General features: G+C 71.7%; 14 protein-coding genes. 10 read left to right on the top strand and 4 right to left on the bottom strand.

All coding sequences use genetic code 11. The annotated features are described in order from the left end of the window. Positions 1-921 precede the first annotated feature (921 nt). The 9 genes from WME79_RS50365 to WME79_RS50325 all read left to right on the top strand — a co-directional run bounded on the left by WME79_RS50365 (position 922) and on the right by WME79_RS50325 (position 10,247). Entirely contained in the window at positions 922-1,878 is a 957-nt protein-coding gene (locus WME79_RS50365) for a hypothetical protein (RefSeq protein ID WP_437530641.1), read from the top strand. Positions 1,879-2,090: 212 nt separating this feature from the next. Then, positions 2,091-2,687: a tRNA-(ms[2]io[6]A)-hydroxylase gene (miaE, locus tag WME79_RS50360; RefSeq protein ID WP_012241974.1), complete on the top strand. Its 597-nt coding sequence runs from the start codon at positions 2,091-2,093 to the stop codon at positions 2,685-2,687. An 8-nt stretch (positions 2,688-2,695) separates the two neighbouring features. After that, positions 2,696-4,153, top strand: coding sequence for a hypothetical protein (locus WME79_RS50355; RefSeq protein WP_437530638.1), 1,458 nt, complete (start codon positions 2,696-2,698; stop codon positions 4,151-4,153). 291 nt (positions 4,154-4,444) lie between these two features. Continuing rightward, positions 4,445-4,927 carry an ATP synthase F0 subunit B gene (locus WME79_RS50350; protein WP_437530637.1) on the top strand — a complete coding sequence of 161 codons (483 nt, stop codon included), beginning with the start codon at positions 4,445-4,447 and terminating at the stop codon, positions 4,925-4,927. Continuing rightward, positions 4,924-5,916: a F0F1 ATP synthase subunit B family protein gene (locus WME79_RS50345; RefSeq protein ID WP_437530634.1), complete on the top strand. Its 993-nt coding sequence runs from the start codon at positions 4,924-4,926 to the stop codon at positions 5,914-5,916. Before WME79_RS50350 ends, WME79_RS50345 begins: the two co-directional genes overlap by 4 nt. Continuing rightward, positions 5,913-6,455 (top strand): ATP synthase F1 subunit delta, encoded by a 543-nt coding sequence (gene atpH / locus WME79_RS50340; RefSeq protein ID WP_437530631.1) that lies wholly within the window; start codon positions 5,913-5,915, stop codon positions 6,453-6,455. The genes WME79_RS50345 and atpH overlap by 4 nt, the downstream gene beginning before the upstream one ends. Positions 6,456-6,571: 116 nt before the next feature. After that, positions 6,572-8,464 carry a F0F1 ATP synthase subunit alpha gene (gene atpA / locus WME79_RS50335; protein WP_437530628.1) on the top strand — a complete coding sequence of 631 codons (1,893 nt, stop codon included), beginning with the start codon at positions 6,572-6,574 and terminating at the stop codon, positions 8,462-8,464. 6 nt (positions 8,465-8,470) lie between these two features. Then, a complete protein-coding gene (atpG, locus tag WME79_RS50330) occupies positions 8,471-9,442 on the top strand; it encodes an ATP synthase F1 subunit gamma (RefSeq protein ID WP_437530625.1) in 972 nt (323 codons plus the stop codon). Positions 9,443-9,641: 199 nt separating this feature from the next. Then, positions 9,642-10,247: an L-threonylcarbamoyladenylate synthase gene (locus WME79_RS50325; RefSeq protein WP_437530623.1), complete on the top strand. Its 606-nt coding sequence runs from the start codon at positions 9,642-9,644 to the stop codon at positions 10,245-10,247. A 76-nt stretch (positions 10,248-10,323) separates the two neighbouring features. On the opposite strand, the gene WME79_RS50320 is transcribed toward WME79_RS50325, so the two are convergent. From WME79_RS50320 to WME79_RS50305, 4 genes are all read right to left on the bottom strand, one after another. After that, on the bottom strand, positions 10,324-11,262 hold the full coding sequence (locus WME79_RS50320; protein ID WP_437530620.1) for a DNA-methyltransferase: 939 nt from the start codon (positions 11,260-11,262) through the stop codon (positions 10,324-10,326). After that, positions 11,259-12,167 carry a penicillin-insensitive murein endopeptidase gene (locus WME79_RS50315; RefSeq protein WP_437530618.1) on the bottom strand — a complete coding sequence of 303 codons (909 nt, stop codon included), beginning with the start codon at positions 12,165-12,167 and terminating at the stop codon, positions 11,259-11,261. The genes WME79_RS50320 and WME79_RS50315 overlap by 4 nt, the downstream gene beginning before the upstream one ends. A gap of 63 nt (positions 12,168-12,230) precedes the next feature. Beyond that, positions 12,231-12,431 carry a hypothetical protein gene (locus tag WME79_RS50310; RefSeq protein ID WP_437530616.1) on the bottom strand — a complete coding sequence of 67 codons (201 nt, stop codon included), beginning with the start codon at positions 12,429-12,431 and terminating at the stop codon, positions 12,231-12,233. Positions 12,432-12,441: 10 nt separating this feature from the next. Beyond that, positions 12,442-12,597 carry a hypothetical protein gene (locus WME79_RS50305; protein ID WP_437530613.1) on the bottom strand — a complete coding sequence of 52 codons (156 nt, stop codon included), beginning with the start codon at positions 12,595-12,597 and terminating at the stop codon, positions 12,442-12,444. A 481-nt stretch (positions 12,598-13,078) separates the two neighbouring features. On the opposite strand from WME79_RS50305, the gene WME79_RS50300 reads away from it, so the two are divergent. Next, complete coding sequence (locus WME79_RS50300) at positions 13,079-14,665, top strand: hypothetical protein (RefSeq protein ID WP_437530611.1); 1,587 nt, start codon at positions 13,079-13,081, stop codon at positions 14,663-14,665. Positions 14,666-14,682 lie beyond the last annotated feature (17 nt).

The raw sequence follows: 14,682 nt of genomic DNA, 5'->3' as shown, positions 1-14,682 counted from the left end.
CGCTGCTCTGAAGTCCGCTCCACGAAAATAGGTTTCGGGGGCGACCGAAAGAACCGTCGCCCCCAACTTATCCACAGGTCTCACAGCGAGGACTCGCCTCTAACTTCTGGAGATCTCTATGTTATTCTGAATGTAATCGAAGGGCGTGTCGACTTTTCAACAGTCCGCCCACGGCCGCTTCGTCCTCGGGGAATCATCCGCATGCCCCCGCAAAATGCGGGTGGACAGTACAGCCCTCCTGTACCGGGACCCGGCCCGGCCGCAGCCGAACACGTCGATCGAGGTGGGGGTACAGCCGTCGCGTCGAGGTCCATCGCATTGGAAGACAGATCGGCACAGCCGTCCCCCATACCGCCTCACAGAGCTCGGTAACCCGCAGCGCCTCTTTCGAGGCCACCCTTTGGAGGACCCGGTGCGGCACGGAACCGCCCCGAGGACGAATCCGAGGTAGCACCGGGTGAGTCCGGGCGTCTATCCCCAACTGCGAAACTTGGCTCAAGTATCCGATAGTATTGTTCTAAATTCAGTCCCTGACACACTGCGAAACCGGCTTCGCGTCGACCGAGCTCTGGCTGCCGGACACGAGGCGCCAAAACTCCCGACGCGGGGCGGTGATTTTTACGACGCGCTCACGATTGCAGAGCAAAACCCGCTCATCTCGTCGTCAAGAGGCTCGAAGTCGCGGTTTTTCCAGCTTTCTGAGAAAGACGGAGTTCGTCCAGCACAGAGCGACCGGGGGGCAGCGGTTTTCAGGAGCCGAGAATTTGCCCCCGGGGTCCAGGTGTGCGGTATGGCGAGGTGATGTCGTCGGGGATCCGGTTGACAAGGAGGGCAGTCCTGGCGCAGCGGCCTTTGGGGGCGTGGCGCCGGGCGGCGGCCGCCCTGCGGGCCGGGGCCCTCTCGGCGGCAGGCGCGCTCCTGATGGCGTCGGCCGCAGGGCCGGCGGCGGCCGAGGAGCTGCCGCCCCAGCTCGCCTACGCTTATGGCGAGAATGAGACGCCCCGCGCCGCGGCCTTCGGGGGTGCGCTGCGCGCCCTCGGGAACGGGACGTCGGCCGTCTTCCTCAACCCGTCCGCCATGGTGGAGACCCGCGTCTATCACCTCCAGGCGCTCTTCCAGGGGAGCCCCGAGGCCGGCCGGCACGCTTACGGCGGCGTCGTCGTCGACTCGGTCACCGGCAAGCTCGCCGGGGCGCTCTCCTTCGTGGGCGGCTTCGTCGACATGGACGGCGGCATCGAGCGCTCCTACCTCGACGCGCGGGCAGGCCTCGCCTACCCCCTCACCGACCGCGTCTTCGTCGGGCTCACCGGCCGCTACGCCAAGATCACGCAGGACGGGACGCTGCGCGAGGGCGGCCTCGGCGACAGCTCCGTCTCGGGCGGGCTGCGCGCGTGGGAGGACGGAGCGGTCGTCGGTCGAAGCGCCCTCGTCGACGGGTTCACGTTCGACGCCGGGCTCACCGTCAAGGCGACCGACAACCTGCACATCGCGGTCGTCGGACAGAACCTCACCTACCCGGACCACGGGCTGCTCCCCACCACGGTCGGCGGCGGCGTCGGGGTCGGCACCGCTGACTTCTCGATCGAGGTCGACGGGCTCGCCGACTTCAACTCTTACCGCGACACCACCTTCCGCTTCATGGCCGGCGGCGAGTACCTCGTCGCCGATCACTTCCCGCTCCGCGCTGGCTACCGCTTCGACCAGGGCGCCGACCAGCACGCGCTGTCGCTCGGCCTCGCCTATGTGGGGACCCAGTTCGCCGTCGAGGGCACCGTGCGGCGGGCCCTCGCCAGCGGAGGACCCACCACGTTCGTGGTCGGGCTCGCGTACCACCTCGAGTCGAGCGGGCTGACCCGCGGGTCGTCCGACAGCTTCTAGAGCGACGGTCACCCGCTTCGGATACGGGCCCATCTCGACGTTTTCGGTGCTCAGCGCACCGGAGTGCGCTTGCGCGCCGAAAACGCCGATCTGGGCCCGTCTCCTGTGCGGGTGACCGCCGCTCTGCTCTGCACGTGGTAGAGGCGGGCGGAAACCGCCCGCGCCCGCCTCCCCCTTCTCGCCGCGCCACGCCTGCTCTAGGTCGGCCCTGCGTGCTGTGCCTGACCCTACCGACCGATCCACGCTGGGCTGACGTGGCGCTCGCCGATCTGCCGGCGCTCCTGACCGATCACGCGCACTGCGAGATGAAGGCGGCGTCGAATGCCCTGTCCCTCGCCGCGCGCTGGCCGTCGCTCCCGCGCCTCGCGCGGGCGCTCGTCGACCTCGCCGAAGAGGAGCTCCGGCACTTCCGCGCGCTGCTCGACGTGATCGAGCAGCGCGGCCTCGCGCTCGGCAAGCCGGAGACCGACGTGTACGCGAGCGAGCTGCGCAAGGCGGCCTCGAGCACCTGCGCGCGCAACGCGAAGGCCGCGCTCATCGATCGGCTGCTCGTCGGCGCGATCATCGAGGCCCGCTCCTGCGAGCGCTTCAGGCTGCTCGCCGACGGGCTCGCGGCGCGCGAGCACGAGCTCGCGCCGCTCTATGAGGAGCTCTTCGCGTCGGAGGCCCGGCACTACCGGACCCTCGTCGACCTCGCCGTCGAGGTCGCCGGCGACGAGGGCGCCACCCGGGGTCGGCTGGCCGAGCTCGCGCGCGCCGAGGGCGAGATCGCCGGGCGGCTCGGGACGGCACCCGCGGTGCACGGGTAACAGGCGTCATGAGCATGGAGATCGATCTGATCCGCCTCGACCGGGACGTTGCCCGCGCGGAGCGCGCCTGGCGCGCGGCGCACGGCGACCTCGTCCGGCGCGGTCCAGCCCCGCCCGCTGCAGACGAGGACGGCCCGAGCGCCGCCGAGGCGAGGGCCAGGCTCGAGAACCCGCTCGACCGCTTCCGGCGCGTCAGCTCGCGGACGACCTACCTCGAGCTCACCGGCAAGACCCCGGGCCTCGGCGCGGAGCTCGGGCTCGCGAGCCCGACGTCGCCCGCCGCGCCGGACCCGACCGGCCTCGCGGCCCCCCTCGCCGACTGGGTCTACACGCTCACGCTGGAGCGCGTCGTCTGGACCGACCGCCTCCGGCTCGCCGCGGCCTGGCACGCGCCGCTTGTCACGATCGACCTGCCCGAGCCGGCGCGGATGTCGCCCCACGAGGCGCGGCTCAGGCTGCTCGCCGACCCGACGAGCGCCGGACAGCAGATCTTCGCCGAGGCGCTCGCCCGAGGATCCGGCGCGGTCGCCGACGCCGCCCGCGTCCTCGTCGAGCGGCGACACGAGGCGGCGCGGCGGCTCGCGGAGGAGGGCCTCCGCGCGATCGAGATCCCCTGCGACCCTCCCGGCGCGGCGATCGGCGCCGCGGAGGCGCTGCTGCGCCAGACCGAGTCGGTGATCGAGCCCGAGCCGGCCTGGCACGCCGCGCTCGGGCGCGCCGTCGGCCGCGACGCGGCGTCGGGGTGGCCAGCGCGGCTCGGCCCACGGTGGATCGAGGAGCTGTTCCGCGCGACGAAGCTGACCGACGGCGTCGCGATCGATCTCGGACCGCTGCCGCGGCCGCTCGGCGCATCGTCGTTCGCGCGCGCGCTCGCCCGCTTCGGCGCGGCGCTCTCGCGCGGCGGGCGGCGCGGGCCGTTCGCGCTTTCCCACGCGCCGTTCGATCTCCGGCAGGCGCGACGCGCCGCGCTGTTCGGCGGCCTCGTCGCCGATCCCGTCTTCTGCGCCCGCGCGCTCGGGCTCGGCCGAGGCCGCGCGCTCGATCAGGCGCGCGCCACCGCGCGCAGCCTCGTCCTCTCGCTGCGCCTCGACGCAGCGACCGTGGCGCTCGTGTTCGGCGCCGACCAGGACGGAGGCGGGCACGTGCTGCTCCGGGCCTCGCGCGATCGGAGCGACCGCTTCGAGGAGACCACCGCGCGCGCTCTCGGCGCGCCGATCCCGGGAGCGCTCGCCGGGGTCGTCCCGGCGCTCGATCCCGGCGCAGCGGTCCGGCTCGCCGGGGCGCTCCTCGCCGCGCGCGATCGGCGCAGCCTGATCGAGCGCTTCGACGAGGACTGGTTCCGCAATCCGCGCGCCGCCGAGGCCATCCGCGACGAGGACGGCGCGCGCGCGCCGGCGCCGCGCGCCAGCAAGGGCGATCTCGAGGCGGGCCTCGGAGAGATGATGCGCTCGCTCGCGAGCCTCTAGCGCGGGCATCGCCCGCGCTCGCACGCCTGGAGCGCGGGCGTCACCCGCGAGCGAAGCGTGCGATCGCGAGGCTGTAGCACGCCCGTCACCCGCGAGCGGCGCGCGGGCGCGTCGTCAGGAGACGTGATGTGTCGTCAGGAGACGTGATGTAACGAGGGGCTCGTCCGCTCTGCGAGAACCCTTCCAGCTTTGACTGACACGTGCTAGTGCCGGCTCGCGAAATCGCCCCCCGGGGGGCGTGGGGCAGCGAGCGGCTCGCGCTGCGCCGCCCTCGTCGCCGAACAAGCACCCGTGAACCCGAACGCAATGCACCCTCTCCTCGCGTCCGGCGCCAGCGCCATCGCCGTCGACTTCGATCTGACGTTCCTGGCGCAGGTCGTCCTGTTCTCGACGTTTGTCGTCGTGCTCAAGCCGCTCTTGTTCGATCCGCTGCTCCGCGTCTTCGAAGAGCGCGAGCGGCGCACCGACGGCGCCAAGCGGGAAGCGCGCGAGATGGACGAGCGCGCCGGCGAGCTGCTCACCCGCTACGAGGCCGAGATCGAGAAGGTCCGGCGCGAGGCGGGGATCGAGCGAGAGCGACTCCGCGCCGAGACGGCGAAGATCGAGGCGCAGATCATGGCCGAGGCCCGGGCCGAGACGGCGCGCATCCTCGAGGACAGCAAGGCGAAGATCGCGACCGAGGTCGCCCGCATGCGCGGCGAGCTCGCCGCCGCCCAGCCCGCGCTCGCCGCGGAGATCGCCGCCAGCATGCTCGGCCGCGAGGTGCGCCAGTGAAGAAGCCGCTCCGCCGCTCCTCGCTCGCGCTCGGCCTGGCCGCGGCGCTCGCCGCCGGCACGGCGCTGGCGCAACAACCGGGCTCCGAGCCGGCGCTGCCCCCCGGGCACCCGCCCATCCCGTCGCCTGGCGAAGCGCAGCCGGGCTCGCCGCAGATGCCGGCGCGCCCGCGCGACATGCAGCCCGGCCGGCCGCTCGGGCCGGGCGGCCGCCAGCTCCCGCCGGGGCATGGGCTCCGGCCGCCGGGCATGCAGCCCGGCCGCGCGCGCCCCACGCCGCCGCCGGCGCCCGAGCCGGCGTCCCACGGGGAGGAGCACTGCCCCGGGCACGGCCCGACGGATCCGCCGCCGCACGTCAACTGGTGGCACGGCCTCATCGGCGTGAACAACGAGGCGGCCGCGAAGGGCGGCATCAACGCGCTGCTCTGGCGCTACCACAACGAGCAGAACCCCTGCGATCCGAAGAACGAGCCGCCGCCGTTCCTCGCGTCGGTCCTGAACTTCGGGCTGCTCGCGCTCATCGTCGTCCGCTTCGGGAGGAAGCCGATCGCGGAGGCGCTCAAGAAGCGCAAGCAGACGATCACGCAGGAGCTCGACAACGCGTCGCGCCTCAAGCAGGAGGCCGAGCAGCGGCTCGAGGAGTACGAGGACAAGCTCACGCGGCTCGAGGAGACGCTCGCCGAGCTCAAGGCCGAGCACGCGGCGCAGGCGGAGGTCGAGAAGGCCCACGTGCTCGCCGAGGCGGAGCAGCGGCGCGTCCGGATGCGGCGCGACGCCGAGTTCCGCGCCGAGCAGGAGCTCAAGGCGGCGCGCGCCATGCTCCTCCAGGAGGCGGTGCAGAACGCCGTCGCCGCGGCCGAGGAGCTGCTCCGGCAGCGCATCGGCCAACAGGACCTCGACCGGGTCAATGAAGAGTACCTGAAGGCCATCCCCGCGGCCGTCTCCGCCGGCGCGCGCCGCGGAGCCCAGACCACCGGAGCAGCGACATGAGCTACGAGTCCGTCGCCCGACGCTACGGGCGCGCGATCTTCGAGATCGGCAAGGAGACCGGGACCCTCGCGGCCCTCGCCAGGGAGATCGGGGACGCCAGCGCGATGTACTCGGCGAGCGAGGAGCTCCGCCTCGTCCTCGACAATCCGCTCATCCCGGAGGCCTCGCGCGAGGAGCTGCTCCGCGAGATCGCCGGCCGCGCCACCTTCTCGGAGGTGACGAAGAACACCCTCCTCCTGCTGGCGCGGCGCCGTCGGCTCGCGGCGCTGCCCGAGATCGCGCGGCAGCTCGCGCTCCTCGTCGATCAGGACCAGAACGTCGCCCGGGCCGTGGTGACGAGCGCGGGCCCGCTGAGCGACGGCTACCTCGACCGGCTCCGGGCCGAGCTCGAGAAGGCGACCGGCAGGAAGATCTCGGTCACCCACAGGCAGGATCCCTCGCTCATCGCGGGCGTGGTCACCCAGATCGACGATCAGGTGATCGACGGCAGCCTCCGGACCCGGCTGTCGAGCTTCCGTGACAACCTGCTCCGGACCTGAGGGGACGCGAGCAAGCACCCCTGTTTCATGATGGGTCGTGGCCTGGCGCTCGCCGCCCCCTCGACCTTGACGACGTTGACTCCGCAGCCCAAGCGTCTCCCGACAGAGGACTCCGCATGCAGCTCCGCGCCGAAGAGATCTCCCAGATCATCAAGAAGCAAATCCAGAATATCGACAAGGCCGCTCAGGTCACCGAGACGGGCACCGTGCTCACGGTGGGCGACGGCATCGCCCGCGTGCACGGCCTGAGCCGCGCGATGGCCGGCGAGCTCATCGAGTTCACCGGCTCGGAGGGCAGCAGCCTGATGGGGCTCGTGCTGAACCTCGAGCAGGACAACGTGGGCGCCGCCCTCTTCGGCGACACGAGCACCATCAAGGAGGGCGACGCCGTCAAGCGGACCGGGCGCATCATGGAGGTGCCCGTCGGCGAGGCGACCCTCGGGCGCGTCGTGAACGCGCTCGGCATGCCGATCGACGGCAAGGGGCCGCTCGAGACGAAGGAGCGCCGCCGCGTCGAGGTGAAGGCGCCCGGCATCATCCAGCGCCAGCCGGTCACCGAGCCGATGCAGACCGGCATCAAGGCGATCGACGCGATGATCCCGGTCGGCCGCGGCCAGCGCGAGCTCATCATCGGCGACCGGCAGACGGGCAAGACCGCCGTCGCCGTCGACGCGATCATCAACCAGAAGGGCAAGGGCGTCATCTGCGTCTACGTCGCGATCGGCCAGAAGCTGTCGACGGTGCGCCAGGTCGTCGACCGGCTCGATGCGCACGGCGCGCTGGAGTACACGATCATCGTCGCCGCGACCGCGAGCGAGACCGCGCCGCTCCAGTTCATCGCGCCGTACACCGGCGTGACCATCGGCGAGTACTTCCGCGACAGCGGGCGCCACGCGCTGTGCATCTACGACGACCTGTCGAAGCAGGCCGTCGCGTACCGCCAGCTCTCGCTCCTGCTCCGCCGCCCGCCGGGCCGCGAGGCGTACCCGGGCGACGTCTTCTACCTCCACTCCCGGCTCCTCGAGCGCGCCGCGAAGATGGCCGACATCTTCTACGTCGTGTCGAAGGGGACGAAGATCGAGGGCGGCGACGCCTCGTACCGCGGCGTCGACGGCAAGGCGCACGTCGGGGCGCACGGGATGCACTCGGCGAAGGACTCGCTCTGGAAGACGATCGACGGGGCCCTCTTCGAGAAGCTCGAGCAGGCGCGCAAGGACGAGAAGAAGGACGAGATCAAGAAGCTCGAGCAGCAGCTCTCGGACAAGGCGAAGGCGAGCGACTACGAGATCGTCCGCGATCCGAAGTCGGGCGGCTCGCTCACGGCGCTGCCGGTCATCGAGACGCAGGCCGGCGACGTGTCGGCGTACATCCCGACGAACGTCATCAGCATCACGGACGGGCAGATCTTCCTCGAGGCCGACCTCTTCTACTCCGGCGTCCGCCCGGCCATCAACGTCGGCATCTCGGTCAGCCGGGTCGGCGGCAACGCGCAGATCAAGGCGATGAAGTCGATCGCCGGCACGCTCCGCCTCGATCTCGCGCAGTACCGCGCCATGGCGGCGTTCTCGCAGTTCGCCTCGGATCTGGACGCGAAGACCCGCGCGCAGCTCGAGCGCGGCGCGCGCCTCACCGAGATCCTGAAGCAGGGCCAGTTCGTGCCGCTGGCGGTCGAGAAGCAGATCCTCATCATCTACGCCGGCACGCAGGGCCTGCTCGACAGCCTGCCGGTGAGCTCGCTCGCGCGCTTCGAGGAAGAGCTCAACAAGTTCATCGAGGCGAAGCACCCCCAGATCTTCGTGGACATCCGCGAGAAGAAGGTCCTCGACGACGACCTCAAGTCCCGGATGACGAAGGCGATCGACACCTTCAAGAAGCGGTTCGCGGTGGAAGCGGGCGGCGCCTCGACCGCGGCCGACGAGGACGGTGCGGGCGACGACGAGGAGGAGGCGCCGGCGCCGAAGGCCAAGTCGAAGAACGGCAAGAGCGCCTCGAAGGCAAAGGAAAAGTAGGCAGCCGTGCCCAGCCTCAAGTCCATTCGCAAGCGGATCTCCAGCGTCAAGTCGACGCAGAAGATCACCCGCGCCATGAAGATGGTCGCGGGCGCCAAGCTCAACAAGGCGCAGCTGCGCATCACCGAGCTGCGGCCCTACGCCGTGAAGGTGCAAGAGGTCCTCTCGGCGATCACGCGCGACGCGGCTCCCGCGGCCGAGGCGCTCGCGGCGGAGGGGATCGGGGCGGAGGGCGAGGCGGGCGCGCTCGCCGGTGGCGAGAAGGCGCTGCACCCGCTGCTCGTGACCCGTCCGGAGCGGCGCGTGCTGCTCGTGGTGCTCACAAGCGACCGCGGACTTTGTGGCGCCTTCAACACCAACATCAACAAGCGCGCCGAGCGCGAGTGGAAGAGCCGGACGGAGGCGGGCCAGGAGGTCCAGCTCGCGATCATCGGCCGCAAGGGTCGGGACTACTTCAACCGCCGCGGCGCGCCGATCCTCGAGTACCTGGCCGGGGTCTGGGACAAGCTCAACCTCGAGACGGCCCAGGCCGTGGGCGCGAAGCTCCTCGCCCCGTTCAACAAGGGCGAGATCGACGCGATCTACCTCGTCTACAACGAGTTCAAGAGCGCCATCACGCAGACGGTGGTCGTCGAGCGGCTCCTGCCGCCCGCCGGCGGTCCGGCGAAGGATCAGGAGCAGGGGGACGAGGGCGGCCACGGCGCGCCTTCCGCGGCGTCGGAGTTCCTCTACGAACCGGACAAGGGCGCGCTCCTGGAGCGGCTCGTGCCGATGTACGTGGACATCTCGATCCTGCGCGCGCTCTACGAGTCGATGGCGAGCGAGCTCGGCGCGAAGCTCACGGCGATGGACGCCGCGAACAAGAACGCCAAGGAAGTGATCGACAACCTGACGCTCGAATACAACAAGGCGCGTCAGGCGGCGATCACCAAGGAGCTCATGGAGATCATCGGCGGCAGCGAGGCGCTCAAGGAGTAGCGCGCCGCGCTGCACGCGGGATCTTCGATCGCCGCCTCGGGCCGGTCGCGCGTGCGACCGGCTCGCGTCTCGGGGCTTCGCCCCGTCTCTCTTCACCCGAATCACCTGCAGCGCCCGCCCCCGGCTGCCCGGCGCTGGTCGTACATCCAATCAACCAGCACTGGCGGAGTCGACCGGGCGGCCCCATGGTTGCGCTCCCGTGCTCCAGCCCATCAACCCCGATCACCCGGAACCCCGCAAGATCGCGCGAGCGATCGATCTCATTCAGAAGGGGGAGGTCATCGGCTATCCGACCGATACCGTGTACGGGCTCGGGTGCGACCTGATGAACAAGCAGGCGATCGAGCGCATCTACCAGATCAAGGGGATGCGCCAGAACAAGAACCTGGCGTTCATCTGCCCGGATCTGAGCGATATCGCGCGCTACGCGATCGTCGAGAACCAGACGTACCGCATCCTCAAGCGCTACCTGCCCGGGCCGTACACCTTCATCCTCCCCGCGACGCGCGAGGTGCCGAAGTACGTGCACCTCAAGCAGAAGACGGTCGGCATCCGCGTGCCGAACCACCCGGTCGCGATCGCGCTGGTGCGCGCGCTCGGGCGGCCGCTCATCAGCACGACCGCGGCGCCGCCTGGCGAGGATCCGATCATCGATCCGGGGGAGATCGACGACCGTTTTCCGGGGCTCGCGCTCGTCCTCGACGCTGGGACCGGCGGGTCGGTGCCGACGACCGTGATCGACCTGAGCCAGGGCAATGTGCAGATCGTCCGCGAGGGCGCGGGGCCAACGGACGATTTCGTCTGACTCAGGGCGAGAATCGAGAAGGAGCGAGGGGCATCGGAGCTGCCCGGCCCGAGGAGCGGGAGCCCGCAGAGCCCAGTCAGGGACGCTCCGGCTCGCCATCCGCGGCTGGAACGGACTCGTACGCTGTGTACACGATCCCCTCGCGGTCGAGCCTCTCCCGCGCCGTCGCGAACGCGAGCGGGCTCCGGTCGCCGCCGACGAAGCGGCGGCCAAGGCGCGCGGCCGCGACGAGCGTGGTGCCGCTGCCGCACATGAGGTCGGCGACGGTCGCGCCGGGCGCGGAGGACGCGCGGACAATGCGCTCCAGCAGCCGCTCCGGCTTCTGCGTGGGGTAGCCGGTGGCCTCCCGGCGCAGCGGGGTGTTGGCGACCATCCCGGGAATGTCGTTCCACACGCTCCCGAGGCGGCGGCCCTCGTCGGCATAGTACCGGTACGCTTTGCCGCCGAGGATCCGCTCGCGGTACAGGCGGCCGTCCTCGTCGCGGTGCTTGAAATGCATCGCGAGGCTGGTCTCGGCGTACGGCTCGCGGAGCATCGGATCCGCGGCGTTGTAGACCACCTGGCCGCGCTCGCCCGCGGCGCGCGCATACAGCAGGATCGTCTGGTGCGTGACGGAGAAGCCGCGCGCGCCCCGGCCGCCGTTGCCGGGCGCCCAGATGATCTCGCCGAGGAAGGCGCCGCGGCCGAACAGGCGATCACACGCGACCTTCGCGTCGTGGACCGCGCGGTGATCGAGGTGCAGGTACAGCGTCGCGCCCTCGGTCATGCGATCGCGGATGGCCTCAAGGCGCGGCGCGAGCATCGCGACGAGCGCGTCGGCGCTCGCGCGATCGTCGTACGCGTCGGGCCCGCTCTCCGGCCTGCGCCGGCCGCGCGCCTGGCCGCGCGCCGCCCGCGCGGTCATCGTCGTCCCGACGCCGAAGGGAGGATCGAGGTAGACGAGATCGAACCGCACGTCAGCGGGGAGCGCCGTACAGACGTCGGCGGCGTCGCCATGCGCCAGGAGGTGGCTCACAGCGCGCTGTCGGGAGCCGCCACGCGTGAGCCCGCGGCGGCGCTTCCAGGCAGGAGGTCGTCAAGCAACGCAGCGGCGAGGTCGCCGTCCGACGGCGCGATGAGCTGCGGCACCGCCGGCAGCCACGGCCACTGCGGGCCGCCGCCGAGGCAGCCGGAGAGGGTTTCGTCCGGCGTACACGCGACGCGGAGGTGGATGTGATCGGCGTGCGCGGTGCTGTCGCCCGGCTGGAGCAGCACGCTCTCGGCATACCAGATGAGCTCCGGGTCCTCGCCGAGCGCGCGGGCGTACTCGATGAGCAGGGCCTCGAGCCAGCGGGCCACGAAGAGCCACTGGACGTGCGCGTCGGGCGAGCGGACGAGCGACTTCACGAGCAGCCACTCCCGCTCGACGTCGAAGCGGACGTACTGAGGCGCGCCAGCGCGCGGCGACGCTGGCTCCTCGGCGCCATCGCTGATCCGCCCGAGCCCGTCCGGCCCGAAGGCGACGAAGCCCGGCGACCGCACGGGGCGGCCGTCCGGGGTCAGCGCGTAGAGCAAGAGGTCGGCGTCGCGCCCGGTGCGGTGGGACCGGTGCCCCCGCGTGGCGCCGCCGTAGCGCGCGGAGAGGTCGCCAACGACGAGCGGCTCGCCGCCCGGCCGCGCCAGCGCAACCTCCGCCGCGGCGCGCTGGACCGCGGCGACCAGCCTCGCCGTCCCCCACCGGATGCCGTTGCTGCGGAGCAGCCGGTAGCCCGGGCCCTGTTTCGGGAGCTCGACGGCGTCGGTGATGACGCCGTGGTGCGGGACGCCGATCGAGCCGCGGAGCGCAGGGGCGAGCGGCGTTGGCGAGGAGCCGACACAGGCCGCGCAGCAGAGCGCGACGAGCCCGAGGAGGAAGGTGGCGAGGAGAGGACGGCTGGACATCACGACGAAAGAGCGGAGGGCCGCGGCGCCAGGCACCGGACGGACGAAGCTGACAGCCGCTCGTTAGCCCCGCGGGCAGCGGAGGGGAAGTTCTCGGCTCACCCGGGTGCCCGAAGCGCGGCGCGCGCCGCGATCGTGGGTCCAGCAGGCGATGCAGATGAGCTCGCCTGCAAGCGTGAGCTCTGCAACTTCCGCGGTCGCCTTCGCGCCGAGCCGGTAGACGAGCCCGAAGCCGAGGTGGCGCGCCCTCGTCCCAGCTTGCATCGAGGCCAAACTACGGGAGCCCGCGGCCGGTGCGCTCGAGCAGGAGAGAGTGTCCGTCGAGGGTGGAGCCAACCATGTCCCCGTGGCTGTTCAGGTCGTTGATGTTCCCTTGAGGGGCCGTGTCGGAGGGCTCGTCGTAGACGAGATCGGCCTGGTTCAAACGCATACCAGGCCCGGGAACAAGACAGCTGTTCCGGAGATCGTCGTCCTCCAGACGGAGGTCCTATCGCAGGCTCCTGCGTCCCGAAACGGCCCCTTGATGGTTGATATCGAGCATCGATGAATATCTGCGCGACTCAGCGCGTGTGCACCGGCGTCGCGCTGGGCCACGCAGAGGTGGCCAAACTCCCACACAGATCTGGCGCCGCAACGAGGCCACTGGAAACGGCGGCACCGGACACACGTGAGGGGACAGGCCGCGTGAATGCGCTCCAGCACGTCCTGCGCGAACGGCGCTGGTCGAAGCGGACACACCCATCCTCCCACGGTGCCGCCGCGCTACATGCCTGTGCGCCCGCGCCCCAGCGATTCCATGAGTCGAGGTCGCGCCCCATCGGGAGCTCGCGCGCAGCGGCCGCGGCGGCGGCGCTGCGCAGCTTACGCTCCCCCTGCCCTCGCGGAGCGATCAGCGCTAACACCCACGCCCCATGGATCCCGAGCAGCGCGCCACCCAGCGGAACACCAGCCAGGGGAGCACGGGCGCAGATCGACAGCCGCCGCCAGCGGATCGACAACCGCCGCCAGGGGACGACCCCGAGGGCGTCGCCTGGAAGGGCGCGCTGGCCGTCGCTCTCGTCGTCGGTGGTCTCGTGGTGTGGCGCGCCTGCTCTCCACCGGGAGGCGGCGCGACCGATGCGCCCGCGTCGCCGAGCGCGAACCCCGCGGCGTCCGCGCCGAGCGACGCCGACGATGCCGGCGCGGCGCCGCAGCCGCCGCCCCCGCGCTGCACGCCCGCGAGCCCGCCGCCGTTCGTCATCGGCGACGCGCCGCCCGCGCGCGCGGCCGAGCAAGGCGCGGGGGGCGGCGACGCGGACAGCGCCGAGGACATCGCGCCGTTCGCCGTCGAGGTCGGCCGCGGGACGACGTTCTCCGGCGGGTTCGCCGTGGGCGCCCAGCGAGAAGCCGAGGGCGGGACCATCGCGATGGTGGCCACGCTCTCGGCCGACGGCGCCCAGGGGAAGCTCGTCCGCCTCGCGCGATCGCGCGGGGACATGGATCCTCCGGTCGTCGCAGGCGCCGGGGGCGCGATCCTCGCCGCGATGCTCGAGCCGAACGCAGGCGGGCGCGCGATCAAGGTCGCCAGGGTCGAAGGGGACCACGTGACGTGGGGGGCCGAGCTCGCCGAGGGGCGGGATGAGTCGCTCGCGCTCGACATCGCCGCGTCCGGCGAGCGCGCGGTCATCGTCTGGGACGACGTGACCCGCGACGGCAAGCGATCGCGGATCATGCTCGCCTCCGCCGACGTGGGCACGCTGCGCTCCGTGACGTCGGCCCGCCCGGTCTCCCAGCCGAGCACCGACGCCGAGATGCCGCGCGTGCTCGGCCGGCCGGGCGGCTACTGGCTCGCGTACATCGCGCGCGCCGAGGAGCCGGCGCGAAAGGCCGCGGCGAAGAAGGACGACGGCGACGAGGACACCGCCGCGGCAGGCGAGACGATCACCCACCAGTGGATCGAGGTGGTCCCCCTCGACGAGACGGGCGCGCTCACCGCGACGCCCCGCGCGGTCACCCCCAAGAACGGACACGTGCTCGCGTACGATCTCACCCTCGGCGAGGACGACGGGGTCATCCTCGCCTTCCGGGACGACGACACTCCGAGCGGCTCGATCGGAGGGCGCATCAGCGCGGTGCTGGTGCGGCTCGGCGGCGCCAGCGAGCCGCGCGTGCTCGTCGGCGGCGATCGCGAGCAGGACGCCCCGCCCGAGGCCGCGCTGGGCCTGGGCGCCGGGGTGCCGGCGCTCCTCCCCGGCGCTCGAGGCCCGGGCGGGCAGGACCCGGCGAAGGCCGGGAGCGCCGCGGCATGGCTCGCGATCGCGAACGCATCGGGCCCGACGCAGCTCGCGGCGCTCACCGCGAGAGGCGAGCTCGAAGGCGGGCTGAACGCCGAGCCGGCCCTCGGGCGCGGCGAGCCGATCGCCGCGTCTGCCGAGGCGCTGCTCGTGGCGCGCCCGGCCGGAAAAGCGATGAAGCTCGCCTTGCTGCGCTGCGCATCGACAGCACCGTTCAACAAGTAGGTCGCCCCTGTATCTGG

Source organism: Sorangium sp. So ce726 (genome assembly GCF_051521405.1).
In the GTDB taxonomy this organism is placed as follows: domain Bacteria; phylum Myxococcota_A; class Polyangia; order Polyangiales; family Polyangiaceae; genus Sorangium.
This window is presented reverse-complemented; position numbering and strand designations above follow the sequence as displayed.